The organism is Polaromonas sp. Polasp52 (assembly GCF_059491565.1).
This window is the reverse complement of record NZ_CP168513.1, coordinates 1,011,153-1,036,371: the sequence shown is the minus strand read 5'-3', so window position 1 is coordinate 1,036,371 and position 25,219 is coordinate 1,011,153. Positions and strand designations below refer to the sequence as shown.

Annotated in this window: 20 protein-coding genes; 12 read left to right on the top strand and 8 right to left on the bottom strand. The window is 65.4% G+C overall.

Annotation, left to right across the window (positions count from 1 at the left end; genetic code table 11):
• Window positions 1–17: 17 nt before the first annotated feature.
• The 6 genes from ACEN9P_RS04880 (at window position 18) to ACEN9P_RS04855 (ending at window position 6,701) form a co-directional block, all read left to right on the top strand.
• The gene (locus ACEN9P_RS04880) at window positions 18–1,187 is read left to right on the top strand and encodes a Bug family tripartite tricarboxylate transporter substrate binding protein (RefSeq protein WP_495621256.1); all 1,170 of its coding nucleotides are present in this window, start codon (window positions 18–20) and stop codon (window positions 1,185–1,187) included.
• 11 nt (window positions 1,188–1,198) lie between these two features.
• Complete coding sequence (locus tag ACEN9P_RS04875) at window positions 1,199–2,479, top strand: glucarate dehydratase family protein (protein ID WP_495621255.1); 1,281 nt, start codon at window positions 1,199–1,201, stop codon at window positions 2,477–2,479.
• A 78-nt stretch (window positions 2,480–2,557) separates the two neighbouring features.
• Complete coding sequence (locus ACEN9P_RS04870) at window positions 2,558–3,709, top strand: ABC transporter substrate-binding protein (RefSeq protein ID WP_477661331.1); 1,152 nt, start codon at window positions 2,558–2,560, stop codon at window positions 3,707–3,709.
• Between the two features lie 147 nt (window positions 3,710–3,856).
• Entirely contained in the window at window positions 3,857–4,954 is a 1,098-nt protein-coding gene (locus ACEN9P_RS04865) for an ABC transporter ATP-binding protein (protein ID WP_495621254.1), read from the top strand.
• Window positions 4,954–5,844 carry an ABC transporter permease gene (locus tag ACEN9P_RS04860; RefSeq protein WP_495621253.1) on the top strand — a complete coding sequence of 297 codons (891 nt, stop codon included), beginning with the start codon at window positions 4,954–4,956 and terminating at the stop codon, window positions 5,842–5,844. The genes ACEN9P_RS04865 and ACEN9P_RS04860 overlap by 1 nt, the downstream gene beginning before the upstream one ends.
• On the top strand, window positions 5,841–6,701 hold the full coding sequence (locus tag ACEN9P_RS04855; RefSeq protein ID WP_477661292.1) for an ABC transporter permease: 861 nt from the start codon (window positions 5,841–5,843) through the stop codon (window positions 6,699–6,701). Before ACEN9P_RS04860 ends, ACEN9P_RS04855 begins: the two co-directional genes overlap by 4 nt.
• A gap of 87 nt (window positions 6,702–6,788) precedes the next feature.
• On the opposite strand, the gene ACEN9P_RS04850 is transcribed toward ACEN9P_RS04855, so the two are convergent.
• The gene (locus ACEN9P_RS04850; RefSeq protein WP_495621252.1) at window positions 6,789–7,688 is read right to left on the bottom strand and encodes a DMT family transporter; all 900 of its coding nucleotides are present in this window, start codon (window positions 7,686–7,688) and stop codon (window positions 6,789–6,791) included.
• Window positions 7,689–7,841: 153 nt separating this feature from the next.
• Here ACEN9P_RS04850 and ACEN9P_RS04845 point away from each other — a divergent pair, with 153 nt between their 5' ends.
• The 4 genes from ACEN9P_RS04845 (at window position 7,842) to ACEN9P_RS04830 (ending at window position 13,267) form a co-directional block, all read left to right on the top strand.
• Window positions 7,842–8,837 carry a quinone oxidoreductase family protein gene (locus ACEN9P_RS04845; protein WP_495621251.1) on the top strand — a complete coding sequence of 332 codons (996 nt, stop codon included), beginning with the start codon at window positions 7,842–7,844 and terminating at the stop codon, window positions 8,835–8,837.
• Between the two features lie 106 nt (window positions 8,838–8,943).
• Window positions 8,944–10,377: a DUF1800 domain-containing protein gene (locus ACEN9P_RS04840; RefSeq protein ID WP_495621250.1), complete on the top strand. Its 1,434-nt coding sequence runs from the start codon at window positions 8,944–8,946 to the stop codon at window positions 10,375–10,377.
• 76 nt (window positions 10,378–10,453) lie between these two features.
• A complete protein-coding gene (locus tag ACEN9P_RS04835; RefSeq protein ID WP_495621249.1) occupies window positions 10,454–11,755 on the top strand; it encodes a DUF1501 domain-containing protein in 1,302 nt (433 codons plus the stop codon).
• A gap of 693 nt (window positions 11,756–12,448) precedes the next feature.
• Window positions 12,449–13,267 carry an NUDIX hydrolase gene (locus ACEN9P_RS04830; protein WP_495621248.1) on the top strand — a complete coding sequence of 273 codons (819 nt, stop codon included), beginning with the start codon at window positions 12,449–12,451 and terminating at the stop codon, window positions 13,265–13,267.
• A gap of 16 nt (window positions 13,268–13,283) precedes the next feature.
• Here ACEN9P_RS04830 and ACEN9P_RS04825 read toward each other — a convergent pair whose 3' ends face one another.
• From ACEN9P_RS04825 to ACEN9P_RS04805, 5 genes are all read right to left on the bottom strand, one after another.
• A complete protein-coding gene (locus ACEN9P_RS04825) occupies window positions 13,284–14,942 on the bottom strand; it encodes a Na/Pi cotransporter family protein (protein ID WP_495621247.1) in 1,659 nt (552 codons plus the stop codon).
• Complete coding sequence (locus ACEN9P_RS04820) at window positions 14,939–16,144, bottom strand: AGE family epimerase/isomerase (protein ID WP_495621246.1); 1,206 nt, start codon at window positions 16,142–16,144, stop codon at window positions 14,939–14,941. The genes ACEN9P_RS04825 and ACEN9P_RS04820 overlap by 4 nt, the downstream gene beginning before the upstream one ends.
• Window positions 16,145–16,291: 147 nt before the next feature.
• A complete protein-coding gene (gene lspA, locus ACEN9P_RS04815) occupies window positions 16,292–16,792 on the bottom strand; it encodes a signal peptidase II (protein ID WP_495621245.1) in 501 nt (166 codons plus the stop codon).
• Complete coding sequence (gene ileS, locus ACEN9P_RS04810) at window positions 16,792–19,623, bottom strand: isoleucine--tRNA ligase (RefSeq protein WP_495621244.1); 2,832 nt, start codon at window positions 19,621–19,623, stop codon at window positions 16,792–16,794. Before ileS ends, lspA begins: the two co-directional genes overlap by 1 nt.
• Before the next feature lie 107 nt (window positions 19,624–19,730).
• On the bottom strand, window positions 19,731–20,762 hold the full coding sequence (locus ACEN9P_RS04805; RefSeq protein WP_477661282.1) for a bifunctional riboflavin kinase/FAD synthetase: 1,032 nt from the start codon (window positions 20,760–20,762) through the stop codon (window positions 19,731–19,733).
• A gap of 152 nt (window positions 20,763–20,914) precedes the next feature.
• Here ACEN9P_RS04805 and ACEN9P_RS04800 point away from each other — a divergent pair, with 152 nt between their 5' ends.
• Together ACEN9P_RS04800 and ACEN9P_RS04795 are read left to right on the top strand one after the other, a co-directional pair.
• A complete protein-coding gene (locus ACEN9P_RS04800; RefSeq protein WP_007863332.1) occupies window positions 20,915–21,472 on the top strand; it encodes an HNH endonuclease in 558 nt (185 codons plus the stop codon).
• Window positions 21,473–21,482: 10 nt separating this feature from the next.
• Window positions 21,483–22,751 carry a serine hydrolase domain-containing protein gene (locus tag ACEN9P_RS04795; RefSeq protein ID WP_495621243.1) on the top strand — a complete coding sequence of 423 codons (1,269 nt, stop codon included), beginning with the start codon at window positions 21,483–21,485 and terminating at the stop codon, window positions 22,749–22,751.
• 13 nt (window positions 22,752–22,764) lie between these two features.
• Here the strand turns inward: ACEN9P_RS04795 and ACEN9P_RS04790 are convergent, their stop codons facing one another.
• Window positions 22,765–23,880 carry an acyl-CoA dehydrogenase family protein gene (locus ACEN9P_RS04790; RefSeq protein ID WP_495621242.1) on the bottom strand — a complete coding sequence of 372 codons (1,116 nt, stop codon included), beginning with the start codon at window positions 23,878–23,880 and terminating at the stop codon, window positions 22,765–22,767.
• 21 nt (window positions 23,881–23,901) lie between these two features.
• A complete protein-coding gene (locus ACEN9P_RS04785) occupies window positions 23,902–25,083 on the bottom strand; it encodes an acyl-CoA dehydrogenase family protein (protein WP_477661279.1) in 1,182 nt (393 codons plus the stop codon).
• Between the last annotated feature and the right edge of the window lie 136 nt (window positions 25,084–25,219).

Here is a 25,219-nt window from a genome sequence, read left to right as displayed (position 1 = left end):
TCACACGGCCCCAGCCCTTGTTTTTCGAATTCAATGCAGGCCGCCGACCTCGCCGTCGGCAAATAAAAAAGGAGACAAGCATGAGTCAAGTCACTATGCGCGCGCCGGAGCTTTCTCAAAACCATTGCCGGTACCGGGGCCGCGATGGCCTGACCCGGGCTGGAAAAGAAACAACCAGGAAAGTGCTTTGCGCCGCGCTTGTGTGCGTGGCTGCAGCCGCCGGCCTGCTGGCCCTTCCGGTTCAGGCCCAGACCGACTACCCGACGAGGGCGATCAAGCTCATTGTTCCGTTTCCCGCGGGCGGCACCAGCGACGTAATGGGACGCATGATTGCGGATGAATTGACCAAAGCCCTGAAGCAGCCCGTGGTCGTTGAGAACCTCGGGGGCGCCGGCGGGGTCATCGGCACGGAGAAGGGCGCCAGAGCGGCGCCCGATGGCTATACGCTGATACAAACAGGTGTCGGCCAGAATGCGGTGGCGCACGGCCTCAACCCCAAGCTCGGCTACGACTCCCTCAAGGACTTCGTCCACATCACGCAAGTCCACTCGGGGCCCAACGTGCTGGTGGTCCATCCCTCTACGCCTTTCACCACCTTCCAGGAGCTCATCACCTACGGGAAAGCGAATCCCGGAAAACTGAGCTATGGCTATGTCCCTGCGGCCTCCGGTCACATGGCCATGGAGCTGCTCAAGCAAACCGTTGGCACCTGCTCGGGCGTGAAAAAAGAAAACTGCAAGCCCCTGTTCATGGTGGGCATTCCCTACCGGGGCGGCGGCCCCATGATGACGGACCTTCTCGGCGGACAGATTCCCTTCATGTTCATCAACCAGGACGTGGCGCTGCCGCATATCAAGGCGGGCAAGCTCCGGGCCCTGGCTGTGACCAGCCTGGCGCGCAATCCCCTGTATCCGGACGTGCCCACCATTCACGAATCGGGCTACCCCGGTTTCTCCGCCTTGTCATGGTCAGGCCTGTCGCTCCCCAAAGGCACGCCCAAGCCCATTGTGGACAAAATAGAAGCCGCCGCCGTCCAGGCGATGCAGTCCCCCGCCATCCGCGCGCGGATGGAGGCCAACGGTTTTGTGGTGCCGGCCCAGGGCAGTGCGGAATACACGCGGTTCGTGGCACGGGAGCTGGACCGCTGGACGCGGGTCATCAAGATTGCCGGAATCAAGGCTGAATAGTGGTGGGACGGATGAAAGATATCAAAATCAGCGCAGTTCGAATCACGCCCATCGCGTTTCGCGATGCGCCGCTGCTCAATGCCAGCGGTATCCACGAGCCCTGGGCCCTGCGCAGCATTGTCGAGCTGGAAACTTCGGACGGACGCCTTGGCATCTCTGAAACCTACGGCGACGAGCCCATGGTGAAAGTGCTGGAGCAGGCCCGTACCTTGATCCTCGGCCTGTCCCCGTTTGAGCTGAACGCCATGGAAGAGCGCGTACGCGCAGCCATCAAGCCCGGACACGCCGCCGACGGCAGCGTGCAGTTCGAGCTTGCGCCGGGCTCGCACACCGCCAAAAATGCCGACAAGGTCATCAGTGCGATGGAAGTCGCCATGCTCGACCTGCAAGGGCAGATCCTGGGCATGCCCGTGTGCGACTTGCTGGGCGGTGCCGTGCGCGCGGAAGTGCCTTACAGCGCCTATCTGTTCTACAAATACGCGGAGCACGCTGACAGGCCTTATGCACCTGACGCCTGGGGCGAAGCCGTCACGCCCGAGCAGGTTGTGAAGCAAGCGCAGCGCATGGTGAGCCTTTACGGCTTCAAGAGCATCAAGCTCAAGGGCGGCGTGTTCCCGCCGGCTGAAGAAATCGCGGCCATGAAGGCGCTGTCCAAAGCCTTCCCCGGTGTGCCCTTGCGGCTGGACCCGAATGCCAACTGGACGCTGGAGACCAGCATCGCCGCCGCAAAAGAACTCGACGACTTGCTGGAATATTACGAAGACCCGGCACCCGGCCAAGAGGCCATGGCCGAGCTGGCCCGGCACTGCCGCATGCCGCTGGCGACCAATATGTGCGTCACCACGATGGAGGAGTTCAAGCGCAATGCCTCCACGCATGCGGTGAAAATTTTGCTGTCCGATCACCATTACTGGGGCGGCTTACGTGCCACGGCCTCGCTGGCGCGCATGTGCGAAGTCTTCGGCATGGGCATGTCCATGCACTCGAACTCGCACCTGGGCATCAGCCTGATGGCCATGACGCATGCGGCCGCCGCCATTCCCAACCTGACCTATGCCTGCGACACGCACTACCCCTGGCAGGAGGAGGAAGTCATCAAGGGCGGCCGCATCAAATTTGAGCAGGGGGCCGTCAGGGTACCGACAGCCCCGGGCCTTGGCGTGGAACTCGACCCGGCCAAACTGGTCGAACTGCACCAGCAGTACCTGGATTGCGGCATACGCAACCGCAACGACCTGGCGCAGATGCGCAAGTACCAGCCGGGGTTTTCCGGCGCCAGCCCGCGTTTTTAAGAGGCCGCCACGAGCCTCGTGTTTTCAGTCCACAGCAACAACGAAGGAGACAAGACCATGACGAAGTTCAAACATTTGATGTCCCGCCTGGGAGGGGGCCTGCGGGCCGCCGGTATCCTGGCAGCGCTTGCGGGCGCGGCCCATGCGGAGCCCGTGACGCTCAACGTCGTTGACGTGGCCGGCAACCTGGCGCTCACGCAGGAGGCGCTGGAGAGTTTCGCGGCGAAAAACCCCAACCTGGTCTCGCGCATCACCTTCACCAAGGCGCCCGCGCCCGAGCTGCCCGGAAAAATCCGCGCCATGCAGGCGGCAGGCCGCACCGACATCGACCTGGTGCTGACCGGCACCGATGCGCTGGCCGCCGGCATGGCGCTGAACCTCTGGGAGCCCATGCTGCCCGCGCATGCCGCCAAGTTTCCCAACCTGATGGACAACTACCTGCCCAGCGCCCGCAAGATGCAGGACCTGGCCAACGGCCAGGCCGTCATGGTGACTTATATGCCCGCGGGCCCGCTGCTTGAGTACAACCCCGACAAGGTCAAGGCGCCGCCCAAGACGCCGGCCGAACTGCTGGCCTGGTGCAAGGCCAACCCCAACAAGCTGATTTACGCGCGCCCCGCCAACTCGGGCCCGGGCCGCACCTTTTTGATGGGCCTGCCCTACCTGCTGGGCGACAAGGACCCCAAGGAACCGCTGGCCGGCTGGGACAAAACCTGGGCTTACCTGAAGGAACTCAACAGCTGCATCGAGTACTACCCCACGGGCACCGGCGCTGTCATGAAGGAACTCGGCGAAGGCTCGCGCGATATGACGGTCACCGTGACCGGCTGGGACATCAACCCGCGCGCGCTGGGCGTGGTGCCCAAGCAGTTCAAGGTGGCGGCGCTCAATGGCTTCACCTGGATCAACGACGCCCACTACATGGCCGTGCCCAAGGGCTTGCCGCCCGCCCGCCAGGCGGCCGTGATGGAGCTGATGGCCTATCTGCTCAAGCCCGAACAGCAGGCGCTGACTTATGACTCCGGTTATTTTTATCCCGGCCCGGCCGTGAAAAACGTGCCGCTGAGCGCGGCGCCGCAAAAGAGCCAGGACATCATCAAGGAATACGGCCGCCCCGAGTACGCCGACTGGATCGCCAAGCAGCCGCACACCCAGCCGCTGGACGACAAGGCCATGGTTGCCGCTTTCAAGAAGTGGGATCAGGAAATCGGCTCCGGTAAAGGCAAATAAAAGGATATTGCTCCCTCTCCCTCTGGGAGAGGGCGGGGGTGAGGGCCGCGGCCTGTGCACGAAAGCGTGGTGTTATTGCCGCCGCTGGCCCTCACCCCAACCCTCTCCCAGGGGGAGAGGGAGTAGATATAACAAAAGGTTTTCGACATGGTGATGCCAAACACCACGGGACGGCCCGTGGAAAAAAACGAGTTCAAGCAGCTGCGCCTGGAGGGGGTGAGCCGCCAGTTCGGCGGGGCCAACGCGCTGGACCAGCTGTCGCTGACCATAGAGCGCGGTGAATTCATCGCGCTGCTGGGCCCTTCTGGCTGCGGCAAGTCCACCGCGCTTAACTGCATGGCGGGCCTGCTGCCGCTGTCGGGCGGCAGCATCTGGCTGGACCAGCAGCGCATAGACACGCTGCCGCCGGAAAAACGCGGCTTCGGCATGGTGTTCCAGAACTACGCGCTGTTCCCCCACCTCACTGTCAGCCGCAATGTGGGCTTCGGCCTGAAGATGCGCGGCGTGCCGGCGGCCGAGATCGACAAACGTGTGGCCGCGGCGCTGGACACCGTGCAGCTGCAAGGCCATGCCGACAAGCTGCCCGGCCAGCTCTCGGGCGGCCAGCAGCAGCGCGTGGCGATCGCGCGCGCCATCGTCATCGAGCCGCCGCTGATCCTGATGGACGAGCCGCTGTCCAACCTGGATGCCAAGCTGCGCATTGAAATGCGTTCGGAGATACGCCGCATACACCGCGCTCAGGGTTGCTCCACCGTCTATGTGACGCATGACCAGGACGAGGCGCTGGCCATGGCCGACCGCGTGGTGGTGATGAAGCTCGGTGTGGTGCAGCAGGTCGGCACGCCCCAGGAGGTGTTCGCGCGGCCGGCCACATTGGACGTGGCGCGCTTCATGGGTTACCGCAATGTGCTGCCGGCCCGGGTGCTGCGTTCCGACGGCGCCAGCGTCACGGTTGAAGGCGCGGGCGGCGTGCGCCTGGCGGGCACGGCCATGCAGGCCCTGGCCGCGGGCGCCAACGTGATGGTGGCTGTGCGGCCCGACGAGATCGCGATTGCCGAAGGCGAACATGCTTTCCCCGGCACGGTGGAAACCGCGGAATACGGCGGCCGTGAATGGCTGCTGCAGGTCAGGACGGCTTTTGAGGACCTGCTCTATGTGCGTTCGTCGCGCGCCGTCACGCCGGGTGACAGCGTGATGCTGGCCGCGGCGCCCGATCGGGTGCTGGTCTATGCGGGAGAGTCCTGATGGCCGGGCTCGCCACGCCAACCCCCGCCGCCCAGCATGCGCGGCCGCCGCTGGACCCGGCCGTGATGCTGGTCGCGCCGGCGGCCGCGGTGATGGGCATGTTTTTTGTCTACCCCTTTGCCTACGGCCTGCTGCTGTCCTTCCAGCCGGCGCAGGGCGGGGTGCTGCAGAACTACATCCATTTTTTCCAGACACGCGACCTGTGGCAGACCATAGGCAACACCATGCAGCTGGCGTTGCCGGCCACGCTGATCAACGTCGGCTTTGCGCTGGCGATTGCTTACGCCACCCGCGTCAAAAGCCCTTACCAGCGCCTGCTGTCCACCCTGCTGGTGGTGCCGCTGACCCTGGGCACGGTGCTGATCGCCGAGGGCATGCTGACCTACTTCGGCCCGCGCGGCTGGCTGGCGCAGGCGCTGCACTGGCTGAACCTCTATGAAGGCTCGATACGCCTGACGCACAACTACTGGGGTGTGCTGATCTCGCTGGTCATCACCGGTTTCCCGTTTGCCTACCTGCTGATCCTCTCCTACATCACCGGCATAGATCCGGCGCTGCCGCGCGCCGCGGCCACGCTGGGCGCTGACGGCTGGAACCGCTTTCGCTACATTTATTTGCCGCTGCTCACGCCGGGCCTGGTCATGGCCTTCTGCCTGAGTTTTGTGCAGGCCTTCTCGGTCTTTCCCTCGGCGGTGCTGCTGGGCTCGCCCGCCGGCACCACGCGCGTGATTGCGATTGCGGCCTACGAAGCGGCTTTTGAACAGTACGACTACTCGCTGGCCTCGGCCGTCGCCATGATCATGGGCCTGGCCCAGCTGGCCATCGTTGCCGCCGCGCTGGGCCTGCGCCGGCTGTTCTACCGCGGCCCGGTCACCGGAGGCAAGGGATGAGCGCCGCGGCACAACACCATCCCCACCCGCTGCGCGACCGTGCCTGGCGCGCGCTGGTCTGGGGGGTCATTGCTTTTTTCCTGGTCAATGTCGGCCTGCTGATCCTCGCGGTCGCGACCAACTCGGTGGCCACACGCTGGCTGGGCACCTGGCTGCCCGAGGCCTACACCACGGCCTGGTATGTGTCGGCCTGGAAGGAATTCCAGCTCAGCCATGTGCTGGTGGTCACCGTGGTGGTGGTGTTCTCGGTGGTGTTTCTGTCGCTGCTGATCGGCGTGCCGGCCGCCTACACGCTGGCGCGCAAGGACTTTCGCGGCAAGAAGCTGCTCACGCTGCTGTTTTTGCTGCCGCTCATGGTGCCGCCCATCACCTACGGCATTCCGCTGGCCACGGTGATGTACCAGCTGCACCTGGCCGGCACTTTGCCGGGCGTGATCATCGCCAACATGATTCCGGCCCTGCCGTTCGTGATCCTGGTGATGACGCCGTTTGTCGAGCAGGTGGACACCAACATCGAATCGGCCGCGCGCGTCTTCGGCGCCAATACGCGGCAGATGTTTCTCTATACCCTGGTGCCGCTGCTGGCGCCCGGCGTGCTGGCGGCCGGCCTGCTGGTGCTGGTGCGCACGGTGGCCATGTTCGAGCTGACCTTTCTGGTGGCCGGCCCCGACACCCAGACCCTGGTGGTTGCGCTGTATTACGCGGTCTTCGCCGCGGGCGTGCGCGCCGGGCAGTCGGTGGATGCCATGGCCATGATTTACATGGCGATCACGGTGCTGTGGCTGCTGATCGCGCTGCGTTTTGTGAACCCGACGCAGCTGGTCAGCCGCGTCAAGGAGCATCCGGTCAAGGCTTGAGTACGGCAGTCAAAAATTTCCGTTGGTGGAAATTGGGCACGGAAAGCAGCACGGGCTGTTCTCCGTGCTTTTTTTTGCCGCAACCGCTTAGCGCCGCGATGACACCACGATGCCGCCCACGATCAGCACAAAGGCCAGCGCGTGGTAGAGATGCGGCAGCTCGCCGAGGAAGGCGGCCGAGAGCAGGGCGGCGAACAGCGGCGTGAGGTTGGAGAAAAAACCCGCGATGGCCGGCCCGACGCGCTGCACGCCCATGCCCCAGCAGCGGTAGGCGATCACCGCGGGCCCGACGGCCACATACAGCAGGGCCGCGGCCAGCGGCCAGCCCCAGGCGATGTGCGCGTCGGTCAGCGCCCATTCGCCGGCGGCGAACGCGCCCGACCAGCCCAGGCCGAACACGATTTGCGCCATCAGGAACGCGGCCCAGTCGCCGCGAATCTCTTTGGGCTCCCTGGGTTGCGACAGCAGCCAGCTGTAAAACGCCCAGGCCAGCGTGGCCAGCAGCACATAGAGGTCGCCGGGCACCAGTTGCACCTGCATCAACAATTCCCATTGGCCGCGCGAGAGCACCACCAGCACGCCGGCAATCGACAGCACGGCGCCGGCGAGCTGGCGCCGCGACACGGGCTGGCCGAAGCACAGCGCGCCCACCACCAGCATCCAGATGGGCACGCTGGAGGCCACCAGCGTGACGTTGAGCGGTGTCGAGGTCTTGAGCGCCAGGTATTGCAGCGCGTTGTAGCAGCCCACGCCCAGCAGGCCCAGCACGGCGAAGCGCTTCCAGTGGGGCCAGAGGCTGCTGCCGGGCTTGAGCAGGCGCCAGGCCAGCGGCAGCAGGATCACGAAGGCCAGGGCCCAGCGCAGGAAGTTGAGCGTCATGGGCGGCACCAGGCCGGTGACCAGGCGGCCCACCACGGCATTACCTGCCCAGAGCATGGGGGGAAGCACCAGCAGCGAGGCGGTGGCGGGAGTCAGGCGCTGAGTCATGGCGGCGACTTTAACAAGCGCCGTCCTTGCCCGTGGGCCTGCCGGGATTCAACCCTCGGCCCGAGCGGCCCATTTCGATTCATGGCACCATGGCAGCCACGCTTTTTTGTCTTTATTTTGCTTTTACTTTCCCCCTCTGCAAGGAACACGCCCATGGCCTTTTACCCCTCCAAAGCCGTCCACATCAACCAGCACGGCGGCCCCGAAGAACTCAGGCTGGTGGACGTCACGGTGGGCGAGCCCGGCCCGGGGGAGATACGCATACGCCACAAGGCCGTGGGCCTCAATTACATCGACGTCTACCAGCGCAGCGGCGTCTACCCCTTTGCCATGCCGCTGCAACTGGGCATGGAGGCCTCGGGTGTCATCGAGGCCGTGGGCGAGGGCGTCAGCCACCTCAAGGTGGGCGACCGCGCGGCCTATGCCAGCCAGCCGCCCGGCAGCTATTGCGAGCTGCGCGTGATGCCGGCCAAGTGTGTGTGCAAGCTGCCCGACGCGATCTCCTTCGAGACCGGCGCGGCCATGATGCTCAAGGGCCTGACCACGCAGTACCTGCTGCGCCGCACCCAGCCGCAGGGCGGCCTGCAGGCGGGCGACTATGTGCTGTTCCACGCGGCGGCCGGCGGCGTGGGCCTGATCGCCTGCCAGTGGGCCAAGGCCATGGGCCTGCAGCTTATAGGCACGGCGGGCTCCGACGAAAAATGCGCGCTGGCCTTGTCGCAGGGCGCGGCCTTCGCGATCAACTATACGAAGGAGGACTTTGCGGCCCGCGTCAAGGACATCACCGGCGGCAAGGGCGTGAAGGTGGTGTATGACTCGGTGGGCAAGGACACCTTCATGAAGTCGCTGGACTGCCTGCGCCCCTTCGGCCTGCTGGCCAACTTCGGCAATGCCTCGGGCAAGACGCCGCCGCTGGACATAGGTGTGCTGGCGGCCAAGGGTTCGCTCTATGTGTCAAGGCCCACGCTGTTCACCCACATCGCCACACGTGAAGTCACGCAGGAAATGGCCGACGAGCTGTTTGCCATGGTGACCAGCGGCAAGGTCCATATCCCTATTGACCAGCGGTTTGCCCTGGCCGATGTGGCCGAGGCGCACCGCGCGCTGGAAGCCCGCAAGACCACGGGCTGCACCATTCTGACTTTGTAAACCGGGGCGAAATGGCCGGCCTCTGGGCCTAGGCTGTGTAAAGCTGCGGGAGGGGATTCAACGCAAGCCGGGGGGTGTGCGTTAGAAGGGATCGCAGGAGAAAAACATGCCCACAGCGAAACCCGTGGCCGCACTGCTGGCGGCCTTGCTGGCCGGCCCCGCGGCGCAGGCCGAAGGACAAACCGAAGCCATACCCCCCACGGCCAATCTTTCGGCCACCTGGCGCGCGGCCTCGCGCCTGGGTTATGCACCCACGCCGGCCTGGCCCCAGGCCGCCGCCTCGCCCCGCGCCTGGGCGCTGCAGCAGCTTGACGCGGCCTATGCCGCGAGCAAGCGCCCGCCCAACCTCCCGGCCGAACTTGCGGGCATCAACGCGCCGCTGGGTGACATCGCGCGCAGCTTCCAGGCCGAGCGCGAGACGCGCCGCAACGCGCGCCAGACGCCCAAGCCCGGCATGGCAGCCGCCGCCGATGCGGCAGCGGGCAATGAAAAATTCAGCCGCGAGATGGCCCAGGGCGCGGCCGCCTGGCGGCTGATGTCCTGCAGCGACCCCGCACTCGAAAACCCGCTGCTCGCGCGCATGACCGAGTTCTGGTTCAACCACCTCAATGTGTTTGTCGGCAAGGGCCCGGTGCGCCCCTTTGTCGGCCACTATGAGATCAACGTGATACGCGCCAACGCCCTGGGCCGTTTTGAAGACCTGCTGCTGGCCAGCGCCAAACACCCGGCCATGCTGTTTTACCTGGACCAGGCGCAAAGCAACAGCCGCGGCCTCAATGAAAACTACGCGCGCGAGCTCATGGAACTGCACACCCTGGGCGTGAACAGCGGCTACACGCAAAAAGACGTGCGCGAGCTGGCCCGCATCCTGACCGGCTGGACGGTCAACCTCAAGGACGGCGAAGGCTTTCGTTTTGCCGAGCGCCTGCACGACAAGGACGGCAAGGTCCTGCTGGGCCGCACCTTCGGCAACGGGAGCGTGGCCGAGGGCGAGGAAGCCATACGCTACCTGGCGCGCCGGCCCGAGACGGCGCGTCGCGTCGCCACCCGGCTGGCAACTTTTTTTGTGGCCGACAAACCACCGCCCGCGCTGGTGGCCCGGCTGGCCGCTGTGTTTACCGATACCCAGGGCGACCTGCGCGCGGTGATGCGCAGCCTGATCGAATCGCCCGAGTTCTGGGCCAAGGACAACCAGCTGTTCAAGACCCCGCTGGACTTTGCCTGCTCGGCGCTCGCCGCAGCCGGCGGCGTCAGGGACAGGCGTGACATAGGCCAGACCCTGGGCTTTCTCGCGCAGGCCGGCCAGCCCATGCACGGCTGGCAGACGCCCGACGGCTACAAGACCGACGCCAACACCTGGCTCGCGCCCGAGGCGCTGACGCGGCGCGCCGACTACGCCATGGGCCTGGCCCAGCGCACGGCCGAGCCGGCCTACTTCAATGCTTTTTTCAGCGTCGCGACGCGCGAGCGCATCGCCCAGGAGCCCGCGCAGATGCGCACCGGCCTGATGCTGGCGAGTCCTGATTTCATGCGTAAATAAAAACGGCAGCGGGGATTTCATGAGCTCAAACAATTCTTCATCGCCACATTCACTGCAGCGCCGAAGCTTGCTTGGTATGGGCGCCTTGTCCGCCCTGTCGCTGGCCGCGCCCGGCGTGTGGGCGCAAGCCGCACCCGGCCTGGACAAGGGGCGCCTGGTCGTGGTTTTTTTGCGCGGCGCTTATGACGGTCTGTCGGCCTTTGTGCCTTATGCGGACAAGGACTACTACGCGCTGCGCCCCAGCATCGCGATCGCCGCGCCCGACGGCACGGCGCAAACCGCGATCAAGCTCGACAAAACCTTTGCCCTGCATCCGGCCCTCGCTCCGCTGCTGCCGCTGTGGCAGCAGGGCGTGCTCGGCTTTGTGCCCGCGGCCGGCCTGCCGGCGCCGAATCGTTCGCACTTTGATGCGCAGTACCAGATGGAAATCGCGCAAAGCGGCAAGACCAGCAGCGCGCCCGGCTGGCTCAACACCACGGCGGGCATAGGCCGGGCCGGGGCGGGCGGCGCGGTTGCGCTCGGTGTGGGCGAGGCCAACCCCGCCATCCTGGCCGGCCAGGCCGCCGCCGTGCGTTTGATTCCGCGCGGCCAGTCGGCCGAGCGCACCGGCGTGCTGGCCAACGACAAGACCCGCCAGGCGCTGATGGATTTGTATGGCGGCGACGACAAACTCAGCGAAGCCTTTCGCCAGGGCGCGGGCAGCCGCATGCAGAGCGCGCAGGAATTGACTGAACAAAAAAGCGCCAGGGCCGAAAAGATGGCGCAGGACAGCAGGCGCATGGCCGACAGAACGCTGGACCGCGACGGCACGCCCGCCAACCTGCAGGCCCTGAACGCACAAATGCTGGCCGCCAGCAACGGTGCGGCCGACCCGGTGGGCTTGCAGCTGGATGCGCAGCACCTGGGCACGCTGATGCGCAACGACCGCAAGCTGCGCCTGGGCTTTTTATCGGCCGGCGGCTGGGACACCCATGCCAACCAGGGTGCGGCCACCGGCCAATTGGCCAACAACTTAGGCAACCTTGCGCGCGGCATCGCGCAGCTGCGCCAGGATTTTGCGGAGCCCGGCGATGTGGTCGTGGTGATGAGCGAGTTCGGCCGCACCAGCGCGGAGAACGGGACCCGTGGTACCGACCACGGTTTCGGTAATGCGATGTGGCTGATGGGGAGCCGGGTTGCCGGTGGGCGCTGGCATGGGGCGTGGACGGGGCTTTCGCGGCTTAATGAAGGCCGCGACCTGCCTGCGCACCACGACTATCGCGCCGTGCTGGCGCAGGTGCTTCGTGGCGCCTTTGCGTTTGGGGATTCGCAGTTGGCGGAGGTGTTGCCTGGGGTTAAGTGGGATAAGAGGTTGGATGGGGTTTTTAATAAGGCCTGAATGAGGTCGGGTCTTGCTCCGGCCTTACGCGCTCTTCCTCCTCATCCTCCTCCTTCCTCTTCTTAGTTCAGCTGGCCGGGTCTCGCCCCGGCGGGCGACTTACTTTCTTTTGCTTCGCCAAAAGAACGTAAGCAAAGAAAAGGCGACCCGCAGTCTGGGTCCCTCCGCTGCGCTACGGGCAACCTGCGGTGCTCGAGCCAAGCGGGGTCTGGCTAAACTCGCTACGTTTCACTTCGCTCAGACAACGCCAGCCCTTATCCGCTTGTCTCTGCGCTCCTCGGCCCAGCCAGGACGGGGAAGTCCGAAATACCAAACAGCCGGACTCCAAATACAAACAAGACACGCCACGGCGTGTCCTTGTTTCTTCAGGTATTCGGTATTGGTTTTCGGCTGTTTGGTATTTCTGTCCCCACCCCCTTGTAGATGCGCCGAGGAGCGCAGGGCCAGACGGATAAGGGCAAAAACTTGTTTGAGCGAAGCGAGTTGTTTTTGACCCCGGCTGGACCGAGCACCGCAGGTTGCCCGTAGCGAAGCGAAGGGACGCAGGAACCAGGGTCGCCTTTCTTTTGGGTACTTTTCTTTGGCGAAGCAAAGAAAAGTGCCTCGCCCGCCGGGGCGAGACCCGGCCAGCTGAACTAAGAAAAACACACCTCAAAACAAAACCCAAGAAGTAAACTGACAGCCTCAAAAACCATGACCAACCCGAACCACAATCCAGACTGGTTGCGCGACCTGCGAGCAGGCGCAATCGTCCCACCCTTGCACCCGCGCGTGCCGCTATGGGCCGGCGAATCCGTGATCGGTTCGGTGGAACCGGGTTTCTTCCACAAGCTCGCCCTGCACACCATGACCGATGGCGACCATCCCCTCCTCAAGGAAGAGCGCCCCGGAACCCTGGGCTGGCGCGTGATGGGTGACGTCACGACCAGCCTCAACAAGATCGCGGTCGCGCTGCACGAAGCCGGCCTGGCCGGCGCCTGGCGCGATGAGCAGCTTGCGGTGCCCGACCAGTTCGGCCACCGCAAGGGCACGGTGGAGCGCGCGGCCGTGCGGCCGCTGGGCATCACCACGCTGGCGGTGCATTTGGTGGGGCAGTCGTCCGACGGGCGCTTCTGGGTGCAGCAGCGCGCCTTCAACAAGTCCAACGACCCGGGCCTGTGGGACACGCTGATGGGGGGCATGGTGTCGGCTGCCGACACGGTGGAAACCGCGCTCACGCGCGAGACCTGGGAAGAGGCCGGCCTGCATGTGAAGCAGTTGCTGGCCATGCGCTACGGCGGGCGGCTCGCGACGCGGCGACCGGCCACCGATGGAGACGGCGCGGGTTATGTGGTGGAAGACATAGACTGGTATGTCTGCACCGTGCCCGAGGGCATGGTGCCGGACAACCAGGATGGCGAGGTCGAGCAGTTCCGCCTGATGGATGCCGCGCAGCTGCTGGACGCGATGCAGCGCGGCGAGTTCACGCCTGAGGCGGCCTTGATCCTCTCGGACGCCATGGGCCTGGCCTGAGGCCTTCCCTGCAGGTTCAGCCTTGGTCGGTCAGCGCGGAAGCGCGCAGCCGGTTGGGTGCCAGCGCGCCGGCCGAATCGAGAATCGGGTAGGCGATAGAGCAGATGTGCGAATTGATGCGCTTGAGTTCGCTGATCAAATCGATGTGCAGCGAGCTGGTTTCCAGGCTTTGCACCGTGTTGGCCGAGAGCCGGCCCAGGTGGGTGGTGGCGTAGGCGCGTTCCAGGTCGCGGAAACGCGCTTTTTCTTCCAGCAGTTTTTGCGCGTCGCGCACCGTGCCGTTCAGGAACACGCTCATGCCCAGGCGCAGGTTGTCGACCAGGCGCTCGTGCAGCTCGACGATTTCGGCCATGCCGGCTTCCGAGAAATTGCGGCCCGGCTTGATTTTTTTGTCCTCGATGTCGATCAGCACGCGCTCGATGATGTCGCCTATCTGCTCCATGTTGATGGTGAAGCTGATGATGTCGGTCCAGCGGCGGCTTTCTTCCTCGGCCAGGGCTTCGCGCGAGATCTTGGTCAGGTAGTACTTGATCGAGGAATACAGCTCGTCGACGATGTCGTCCATCTTGCGCAGGTCCTCGGCCAGCTTGAGGTCGTTGTTGCGTATGACCTGCAGCACGCCCAGAAGCATGCTCTCCACCACGTCGGCCTGGTGCAGTGCTTCGCGCGCGGCACAGGAGATCGCCAGCGAGGGTGTGGCCAGAGCCGACGGATCCAGGTGGTGCGGCCGCCCGCCGGCCTTGCTCTTGTCGGGCTTGGGCAGCAGTTTTTCCACCCAGCGCGCGATCACCTGCGTCCAGCCTATGAAGACCGCGCCCACCAGCATGTTGAAGGCCAGGTGGAACAGCACGACCACGGTGGCGGCCTCGCCGAGGTAGGGCCGCACGTGGCGTATCCACAAGCCCACAAAAGGCGCGGCGACCACAATGCCCAGCAGCTTGAACACCAGGTTGCCCAACGGCACCTGCCGCACTTGCACGGGCGAGCGCAGGGTGGTCAGCACGGCCAGCAGGCCGCTGCCCAGGTTGGCGCCCAGCACCAGGCCCAGCGCCACGTCGAGAGGGATCACGCCTGAGGCGGCCAGCGTGGCCGTGAGCAGCACGATGGCCAGGCTGGAATACGAGACCACGGCCAGGAAGGCGCCGGCGGTGATTTCAAGCAGCAGGTCGCTGCTCAGCGAGGCCAGCAAGGCCTTGACGGCCGGCGCCTGGGTCAGCACCTCGGTGGAGGCCGTGACCAGGCGCAGCGCCAGCAGCATCAGGCCCAGGCCTATCAACACGCGGCCCACGCGGCCGACATTGGTGTCCTGGCGCGAGATGAACAGCACCACGCCGGCGAAGATAAAAAGCGGCGACAGCCAGGACAGGTCGAAGGAGAACACCACGGCCATCAGGCTGGTGCCTATGTCCGCGCCCAGCATCACGGCCAGCGCCAGCGGCAAGGTGACCAGGCCCTGGCCGACAAAGGAAGAGACGATGAGCGAGGTGGCGGTGCTGGACTGCACCAGTGCCGTGACGCCTATGCCCGAGACCGCGGCGGCCAGCCGGTTGCTGATGCTGACGGCCAGCACATGGCGCAGGTTGGCGCCGAAGACGCGCAGGATGCCGGTGCGTACCAGGTGGGTGCCCCAGACCAGCAGCGCGATCGCCGCCAGGAGATTCAACAAATGCTTCATGCGGTGATTGTCCGTTCAACAATGCCCGCGCGGTGTGCCGCGGGCGTCAGGGGAGCAAAGGCCGACAGGCCTTCGAGGCCGGTCATCAGATGGTAAAGCGAGGAGGCCGGCGAGGGCGCGAGATCAAAACCGCCGTCCTCGCGCTGCCACTCATGCCACAAGCCTGGCACGCCAGTGGCCAGGAAACGCATCAGGCCCGAGAAACTGCCGGCCACGGCGGCCTGGAAAGCCGGGGTGCTGGCCGCATCGCCCAGGCCCTGGGTGGCGAACAGCAGCGAGGTCCTGAGCCTTTCGGTCTGCGCCCACAGCCGCGCCCTGCGGTCGGTGGGCTTGCCCGCCTCATCGACGGCAAACAGCGCGACCTGGCGCTCGCTGTCTATGCCGAAGGAGCGGCCGAAGTTTTCGAGCGCAATGGCTTCGCTGCGTGCCTTGATGCCCAGCAGGCCCTCGGCCTGCAGCAACAGGTAAGCCCATTCAAACTGGTGGCCGGGTTCATACAGGCGCTCCTGGGGCTGGCCCAGCGGCGCCCAGCCGGTGGTGAAGAGTTCGCCGATGGCACCGTTGGCCGGGTTGATCAGGCGCGTGGCCGCCAGTTCGCACAGCGCCAGGGCCGCCGCGCGGAAGCGGCCTTCCACCCCCATGGCCACCCAGGCCAGCAGGGCTTCGAGCAAATGCATGAGCGGGTTGGACTTGAGGATGGGCTGCCGCGGCAGGCCGTCGTAATAGCCGCCCTCGCTCAGCGCCAGCGCGGCTTCAATCTGCCGCAGCAGGACCTGCGCGGTGTCCAGTAATTCTGGCGGCCGGCCCTCGGCTTCATAGGCATGCGCCAGCGCGAACAGCACAAAGGCCTGGTCGTAGAGGTCTATGCTTTCGTCGTGGGTGTCCAGCGTGCTGCGGAACAGGCCGTCGAGCCGGGGGTAACGCGAGAGCATGAAGGACAGCCCATGCCGCATGGCCGCCTGCCAGGGGCCGCTCCAGCCCAGGGCGCCGGCCCGGGCATACACATAGGTCTGCCGCGCCTGCACCCGCACGCGCACCGGCTTGCCGATGGGCTGGCCGTCCTGGCCCAGCTTTTCATGGAAACCGCCGCCTGCGTGGTCCGCGCCGCGCTCCCACCACAGGGGCAGGGCCGACTCGAACAGCCAGTGCCTGGCATGCCGGCCTGTGTCGGCAAGAAAAGCAGGGAAGGACTCTGGGGGCATCAAGCGTGGCAAAAGCGGGTTGGGCGTGAGTTGTTATTCGTCAGGCGGCCGCTACGCGGCCAGAACCTGATTTTGCACCCCAAATCGCTGTTTTTCCCGGAATCGGGCGATGCCTTGCCCGAAGCTGTGGAAACCCTGGCACAGGCCCTAACTGGTTTTGCGCACCCGCAACAGCTCGTCCAGGATCAGGCAGATCGCGCCTACGGTGATGGCGCTGTCGGCGATGTTGAAGGACGGGAAATACCAGCCGGCCCAGTGGAACTGCAGGAAGTCCACGACATAGCCGTGCATGGCGCGGTCAATCACGTTGCCCAGGGCGCCGCCCAGGATGCAGGCCAGCGCGAAGCAGAACAGCTTTTGCCCCGCATGCGAGCGCAGCATCCACAGGATGAACAGCGCCGCCGCGACGCCGATGGCGGTGAAGAACCAGCGCTGCCAGCCCGAGGCTTCGGCCAGGAAGGAAAAGGCCGCGCCGGTGTTGTGCACCCGCACCACGTTGAAGAAGCTGGTCACGTAGGTGGAGTCGCCCAGGTGGTAATAACCCAGGATCAGCACCTTGGTGAACTGGTCGGCGATCAGGATGATCAGCGCCAGGCCCAGCCAGGGAAGCAGCGAACTGGGGGAGCGCGTGAAGGTGGTTTTTGCCATTACGCGAACTTCCGCGCTTCACCGGCGCCGAACAAATTGCTGGTGCAGCGGCCGCAAATCGTCGGGTGAGCCGGGTCATGGCCCACGTCGGCGCGGTAGTGCCAGCAGCGTTCGCATTTGGCGTCGGTGCTGGGCGTCACCTGGGTGGCAACCACGCTGGCGGCGGCCACTTCGATGGCGGAGGTGATAAAGACGAACTTCAGGTCTTCACCCAGGCCGGCCAGCAGCGCGTGGTCCTCGGCCGGCACTTCGAGCATCACATTGGCCTGCAGCGAGGAACCCACCTTGCCGTCGGCGCGCAGGGTTTCGATGTCCTTGTTGACCGCGTCGCGCAGCTCGCGGATGCGCGACCACTTGGCCAGCAGCGCGGCGTCGGGCGCGGGGAACTCGGCATAGGTTTCCATGAAGATGGATTCGGACGAGCCGAACACCTTCCAGGCCTCCTCGGCCGTGAAGCTCAGGAAGGGCGCCATCCAGCGCAGCATGGCGTGCGTGATCTGCCAGAGCGCGGTCTGCGCGCTGCGGCGGGCCAGCGATTTGGGGCCGGTGGTGTAGAGCCGGTCTTTCAGGATGTCGAGGTAGAAGGAGCCCAGGTCTTCGCTGCAATAGATCTGCAGCTTGGAGACCACCGGGTGGAATTCATAGACCTCGTAATGCGCCAGGATGTCGGCCTGCAGCTGCGAAGCGCGGCTCAGCGCGTAGCGGTCGATTTCCAGCATCTGGTCAAACGGCACGGCGTCCTTGGCCGGGTCGAAGTCGCTGACGTTGGCCATCAGGAAGCGCAGCGTGTTGCGGATGCGGCGGTAGGCATCGACCACGCGGGCCAGGATCTTGTCGTCTATGCCCAGGTCGCCCGAATAGTCGGTCGAGGCGCACCAGAGGCGGATGATCTCGGCGCCCAGCTTGTCGCTGACCTCCTGCGGCACCACGACGTTGCCTTCGCTCTTGCTCATCTTGCGGCCCTTGCCGTCGACGGTGAAGCCGTGCGTGAGCAGGCCCTTGTAGGGCGCGCGGTCGTACATCGCGCAGGCGGTGAGCAGCGATGAATGGAACCAGCCGCGGTGCTGGTCGTGGCCTTCGAGGTAGAGGTCGGCCGGCCAGGTCGACTGCGCGGCGTGGCTGTGGCGCAGCACATGGTCGTGCGTGGTGCCCGAGTCGAACCAGACGTCGAGGATGTCGGTGCTCTTGATGTAGTCGGCGGCTTCGGCGCCCAGGATGGATTCGGCGCTGGCCTTGCTCCAGGCCTCGATGCCGCCGGCCTCCACCATGCGGGCGGCCTGGTCCATGATCTCCATGGTGCGCGGGTGCAGCTCGCCGGTGGCGGTGTGGATGAAAAAGGGCAGGGGCACGCCCCAGTTGCGCTGGCGGCTGATGCACCAGTCGGGGCGGCCGGCGATCATGTCGCGCAGGCGGGCCTTGCCGTTTTCGGGGTAGAAGCTGGTTTCCTCGATGGCGGCCAGGGCCAGCTCGCGCAGGGTCTTGCCGGCCTTGTCGCTGGCGAACACGCCCTGGGTGCCGGCGGTCTCGCCGTCCATGCGGATGAACCACTGGGCCGCCGCGCGGTAGATCACCGGCGTCTTGTGGCGCCAGCAGTGCGGGTAGCTGTGCTGGATGTCCTGCGTGGCGAAGAGGCGGCCGTGCTCGCGCAGCTTGTCGATGACCAGCGGCGCGGCCTTCCAGATGTTGAGGCCGCCGAAAAACGGCAGCTCGTCGACGTAGCGGCCGTTGCCCTGCACCGGGTTGAGGATGTCCTCATGGGCGATGCCGTTGGAGACGCAGGAGTTAAAGTCTTCCACGCCGTAGGCGGGCGAGGAATGCACGATACCGGTGCCGTCGTCGGCGGTGGCGTAGTCGGCCAGGAACACCGGGCTGAAGCGGCGATAGCCCGGATCGGCGTCGTAGAACGGGTGCTCAAAGTTGATCTTGCCGAGGTTTTCACCCTTGGTGACGGCGATGACGCGCCCTTCCAGCTGGAAGCGTTCCAGGCATTTTTCGACCAGCACCGAGGCCAGCACCAGCAGGCCGCGCTCGGTGTCCACCAGCGAATACTCGAGGTCGGGGTTCAGGTTCAGCGCCTGGTTGGCGGGGATGGTCCAGGCGGTCGTGGTCCAGATGACGGCGAAGGCATCCTTGCTGAGCGTGGCCTGGCCGAAGGCCAGCGCCAGCTTTTGCGGCTCGGCGCACTTGAAGCCGACGTCCAGCGTGCTGGACTTTTTGTCGGCGTATTCGATCTCAAACTCGGCCAGCGAGGAGCCGCAGTCAAAACACCAGTACACGGGCTTCAGGCCGCGGTAGACAAAACCGCGCTCCATGATGCGTTTGAGCGCGCGGATCTCATTGGCCTCGTTGCCGAAGTCCATGGTGCGGTAGGGGTTGTCCCACTCGCCGAGCACGCCCAGGCGCTTGAAGTCGGCCCGCTGGCCCTCGATCTGCTCGGTGGCGAAGGCGCGGCTCTTGGCCTGCACCTCGTCGCGCGGCAGGTTGCGGCCGTGCAGCTTTTCGATGGCGTTTTCGATCGGCAGGCCGTGGCAGTCCCAGCCGGGCACATAGATCGCGTCCAGGCCTTTGAGCTGGCGCGCCTTGACGATCATGTCCTTGAGGACCTTGTTGACGGCGTGGCCGATGTGGATCTTGCCGTTGGCATAGGGCGGGCCGTCGTGCAGCACGAATTTGGGCTTGCCGGCGCGCACGTCGCGCAGCTTTTTGTAAATGCCTTTGTCGTCCCATTCCTTGGCCCAGCCCGCTTCGCGCTTGGGCAGGTCGCCGCGCATGGGAAACGGGGTGTCTGGCAGGTTCAGGGTGCTGCGGTAATCGGTTTTGGTCTCGGACATGGGATGCTCTTGTTAGGGCGGCCCGGGAAAGCGGGGCGCCGGCCATACGGTGGGGAGGAAAGCCATCCGCCGTGAAAGCAGGGCGGGGCCAGAGGCGACGAGATCGTCTAAATTCGGTCGCGCGTGGTCTGGCGGCTGGTTTCCGTGTGCATGGCGGCTGAAAACGACTGGGGCAGGGCAAAAAACGCCCGCGCCTCGTCGCAGTCCTTGGCGATGCCTGTTTTCAGGCTCTCCAGGCTGTCGTATTTCAGTTCGTCGTGCAGTTTGTGCAGCAGTTCCACGCGGATGATTTTACCGTATGCTCCCTCGGGGCCTAGGCCGGCGGGCCATTCGAGGCAATGGGTCTCCAGCAGCACCCGCCCGCCGTTGACGTCGGCCGGGTCCAGCGAGGGCCGTATGCCCAGGTTGGCCACGCCCGGGATGGCTTTGTCGGCCAGGCCGTGCACCTGCACCGCAAAAATCCCGCCGGCGGCCGGTTTCCAGTGGGAAAAACGCAGGTTGAGGGTGCGAAAACCGAGGTCGCGCCCCAGTTTTCGGCCGTGCACCACGTGGCCCGAGACGCTGTAGGGCCGGCCCAGCAGGCCGGCGACGCGGTCCATGCGGCCCTGGGCCAGGGCCTCGCGCACGGCGGAGCTGGAGACCCGGGTGCCGTGCACCTCGTAGCTGTTCATGCGGGCCACGTCAAAACCCAGGCCTTCGCCGGCGGCGTCCAGCATGGCGTAGTCGCCCACGCGTTTGGCGCCGAAGCGGAAGTCGTCGCCCACCAGCACGTATTTCACCCCCAGGCCGCGCACCAGCACGTCCTGGATAAAGGCCTCAGCCGGCTGGGAGGCCAGCGCGGCGTTAAAGGGCAGCACCACGCACTGGTCTATGCCGCAGCGCGCCAGTTCGGTGAGCTTGTCGCGCAGGGTGGCGATGCGCGCCGGCGCAAGTTCGGGCTTGCGCGCCACGGCCGCGAAATAGTCGCGTGGATGGGGTTCAAAGCTCATCACGCAGCTGGGCACCCCGCGGTGCTGGGCCTCGTTTTTCAGCAGCGCCAGCATGGCCTGGTGGCCGCGGTGCACGCCGTCGAAGTTGCCTATGGTCAGGGCGCAGTGTTCGGCCAGCTGGGGATGGTGGTAGCCACGGAAAACTTTCATGGGGGCAATTATCGTTTTTGTAGCGCCGGAGCCCTGTTGAACGGGGCTTGAACGTGGTTAATGGGGGATTTGGGGGCGTTTTTCACAATTTCACTGTATATTGATACACAGTACCGTGTCTCATGCGTCGTCCACCTTGATGGAGGTCCGTTTTGAAGGTCTTGAAGCTCTCAGCCCAGGGATTGCCACAGTCGTGGATCAGCCTTGAACAAGCCGTGCTGCATTACGCGGCCGACGAGGTGCGCTGGGAGATGGGCGCGCGGGTGGTGGTCTTCCACGGCGGCCACAACGCGATCACGGGCCAGCAGTCCATCATCACGGTCAACAGCATCATAGGCACCAAGGGCGTGCCCAACATCAACCCCTTCGACCTCAAGCCGGGCCTGACCAACGGCAAACTGTTTGCCCGCGACCGCAATGTGTGCGCCTACTGCGGCGGGCATTTCCACGAGGAAGACCTGACGCGCGAGCACATCATCCCCTTTGCCCAGAACGGGGTGGACACCTGGATGAACGTGGTGACGGCCTGCCGCGCCTGCAACCACCGCAAGAGCAGCCGCACGCCCGAGCAGGCCCACATGCCGCTGCTGTACACGCCTTATGTGCCCAGCCTCTGGGAAGACTTCATCCTGCGCAACCGCCGCATCCTGGCGGACCAGATGGAGTTTTTGATGGCGCACATTCCCAAAACCTCACGCCTGCACGCCTAGCGCCCGGGGCATGGGGAGGCGCCTCGGCATCCTGGCCTGCATCGTGGCAATGGCGGCTTCCGCCGTAGCCGCGGCGCCCGACGAGGACGCACTGGGCAAGCCGCGCGGCTACCCGGTCCCGTCTTTCGGCCCCAACTTCAGCCTGTTCGACGAAACCCACAAGGTAGGCACTTTCAGCCACATGGACGAGATCCTGTGGCCGCGCCGCGTGAAGTCGGGCGCCGCCTCGCCCTTGCCGCCCCTGCCGTCAGCGGCGGCGCAGGCCCTGGCGATCAGCTATCCCTTTGAGGGCAAGACCTACACCCTGGAGGACTTCCTGGCGCGTCAGCGCATCACGGGGCTGCTGGTGATCAAGGATGGCGCCGTCGTCATCGAGCGCTACCAGTACGAGCGCACCGCGCAGATGAAGCTGGCCTCGTTTTCCATGGCCAAGACCGTGACGGCCTTGCTCACGGGCATTGCGCTGCGCGACGGGCTGATCGCCTCGCTCGACGACCCCGCGGAAAAGTACGCGCCCGGCCTCAAGGGCTCGGCCTGGGGGCCGGTCTCCATCCGCAACCTCCTGCGCATGTCCTCGGGGGTGAAGTGGAACGACAAGGTCATGCCCGGCGTGACGACGGACGGCGCGCGGCTGGCGGCGGAATCGTTCTACCAGCGCGGGCAGGGCGGCGCGGCCGCCGTCGCGTGGGTCAAGGACAGCGATTACGCGCAGGGCACACGTTTTAACTACAACTCCGCGGAAACCTTCGCCCTCGGCGTGGCCTTGCGCGGCGCCGTCCAGCGGGACTTGAGCGGCTACCTCGCGGAAAAGATCTGGCAGCCCATGGGGGCGGAGGCGGATGCCTCCTGGCTGGTCGACCGCTCAGGCCTGGAGGCCGCCAACTGCTGCCTGAACGCCCGCCTGCGCGACTATGGGCGGCTGGGTGTTTTGCTCGCCAACGACGGCATGGTGGACGGCCGCGAGCTCATCCCCCGCGAGTTTTTGCTGGACGCGACCGACGCCGGCCGCCAGCCCGACCACCTCAAGCCGCGCAAGGCCACCCCGTTCTTCGGCTATGGCTACCAGACCTGGCTGTATCCGTACCACACGCGCACCTTCCAGGCGCGCGGCCTGTTCGGCCAGGAATTGATCGTGCAGCCGGAAGCCAAGGTGGTGATCGTGATGACTTCGGTGCTCAAGTCGGCCGATGTCCCCGGTGACATCTTTGTCGAGCGCAACTACTTCACCGGCGCCCTTCTCAAGGCGCTGGGGGGAAAGACCGACCTCTACCAGCGCTGAGGGCCGCGGGGCTTCAGGCAAAAACCCCGGCGGTGTCCTGCATGCGGCTGGACACCTCGCCCAGGTGGTGCAGCGTGTCGCCAAAGCTCATTTCGAGCTGGGTCAGCTTCTTGAAGTAATGGCTCACGATGTATTCGTCGGTCACGCCTATGCCGCCGTGCAGCTGCACGGCCTGCTGGCCGACAAAACGCATGGACACGCCGAGCTGGTATTTGGCGCGGGCCAGGGCCCGGCGGCGCTCGTCGGCCGGGGCATTGAGCTTGAGCGAGGCGTAATAACTCATGGAGCGGGCCAGCTCCAGCTGCATCTTCATGTCGGCCACGCGGTGGCGCAGGGCCTGGAAGCTGCTGATGGCCACGCCGAACTGCTTGCGGGTGTTCATGTACTCGACGGTGATGGCCAGGGTCTTGTCCATCACACCCACGGCTTCGGCGCAGGTGGCGGCAATGCCGATGTCGACGGCATGGGCCAGGGCCGTGAGGCCGTCCAGCGTGAGCAGCGCGGCGGATGCGTTCTTCAGCGTGAGTTCGGCGGCGCGGCCGCCGTCCTGCGTGCCGTAGCCGCGCGTCGCCACGCCGGCTGCCGTGCGTTCGACCAGGAACAGCGCGAGCTTGCCTTTGGCCATGGCGGGCACGATCAAGGCCTCGGCCTGGTCGCCGGCCGGGACTATGCTTTTGCTACCGTCCAGCGTCCAGGCGTCGCCGGCCGCCGTTGCCGTGGCCTGGCATTTTTCAAAGTCGTAGCGTGCCGCACGCTCCTGGTGGGCCAGCACCACCAGGGCCTCGCCTGAGGCGATTTTCGGCAGCCAGGTGGCCTTGAGCGCGGCGGGCGCATAACCGGAGAGCAGCGCGCCGGCGATCAGGGCCTGGGCAAAAGGCTCCAGCACAATGCCGCGGCCCAGTTCCTCCATCACCACCATGCCCTCGACCGGGCCCATGCCCAGGCCGCCATCGGCCTCGGGGATGTAAAGGCCGGTCAGGCCCAGTTCGGCGATCTGGCCGTAGGCCTCGCGCGAGAAGCCGCCTGCTTTGGCAATGCCGCGGCGGCGCTCGAAGCCGTAGCCCTTGTCCACCCATTTGCGCACGGCGTCGCGCAGCTGTTCCTGGTCGTCGGTGAAATCGAAATCCATGATGCTTTCCTTTAAACCGGTTTAGCCGAGAACGACTTGCGAGACGATGTTTCGTTGCACTTCGTTGGAGCCGCCGTAAATCGTGGTCTTGCGCAGATTGAAATAGGTGGACGCCAGTGGCGCGTCGCCAGCCAGGCCGCCGGGGAAGTCGCCCTGCCAGCCGGCCTCCATGGCTTCCTCGATCAGGGGCAGGCTGAAGGGGCCGGCGGCCAGCATCATGAGTTCGCTGTAGCGCTGCTGGATCTCGCTGCCGCGTATCTTGAGCAGGCCGGCGATGTCCAGCGAGTTCTTGCCCGATTTTTCGGCCGAGAGCACGCGCAGCACCAGCATTTCGAGTGCCACCACGTCGACTTCCAGCTTGGCGATCTCGTCGCGAAAACGCGGGTCGTCGTACACGCCTTCGGCCTTGGCAATGCGCTTCAAGCGCTCGAGTTCGCGCTTGGCGCGGTTGACGTCGGCGATGTTGGTGCGCTCATGGCTCAGCAGGTGCTTGGCGTAGGTCCAGCCCTTGTTCTCTTCGCCGATCAGGTTCTCGGCCGGCACCTCGACGTTGTCGAACCAGACTTCATTGACCTCGGCCTCGCCGTCCAGCAGCACGATGGGGCGCACCGTGACGCCGGGCGACTTCATGTCGACCAGCAAAAAGGAAATGCCGGTCTGCGGCTTGCCTTCGTTGCTGGTGCGCACCAGGCAGAAAATCCACTCGCCGTATTGGCCCAGCGTGGTCCAGGTCTTCTGGCCGTTGACGATGTATTTGTTGCCCTGGCGTTCGGCCCGGCACTTGACCGAGGCGAGGTCGGAGCCCGAACCGGGTTCGCTATAACCCTGGCTCCACCAGACTTCGCCGCTGGCGATGCCGGGCAGGAAGCGCTTTTGCTGTTCGGGCGTGCCGAAGGCCATGATCACGGGCGCCACCATCACCGGGCCGAAGGGCACGACGCGCGGCGCGCCGGCCAGGGCGCACTCTTCTTCAAACAGGTGCTTTTGCACCGCGTTCCAGCCCGGGCCGCCGAACTCCTTGGGCCAGCCGTGGCCCAGCCAGCCTTTTTTGCCGAGTATCTTGGCCCAGCGCTGCATATCGTCACGCGTCAGCCGCAGGGCGTTGTGCACCTTGTGCGAAATGTCGGCCGGCAGGTTGGCGCGGACCCAGGCGCGAATCTCTTCGCGGAAGGCCTGTTCTTCAGGGGTGAAAGCTAAATCCATGGCGGGATGTCTCCGGGGTTGTCGGGCTGCCGCAGCGGTTTGCCTGCGGTGGATTTCTTATTTTTAGCACGGTCGTTCGCAATTTTATGTCTCAGGTGGGACATGGGGCAGGGGGCGGGCCGGCCAGCGGTCTGCG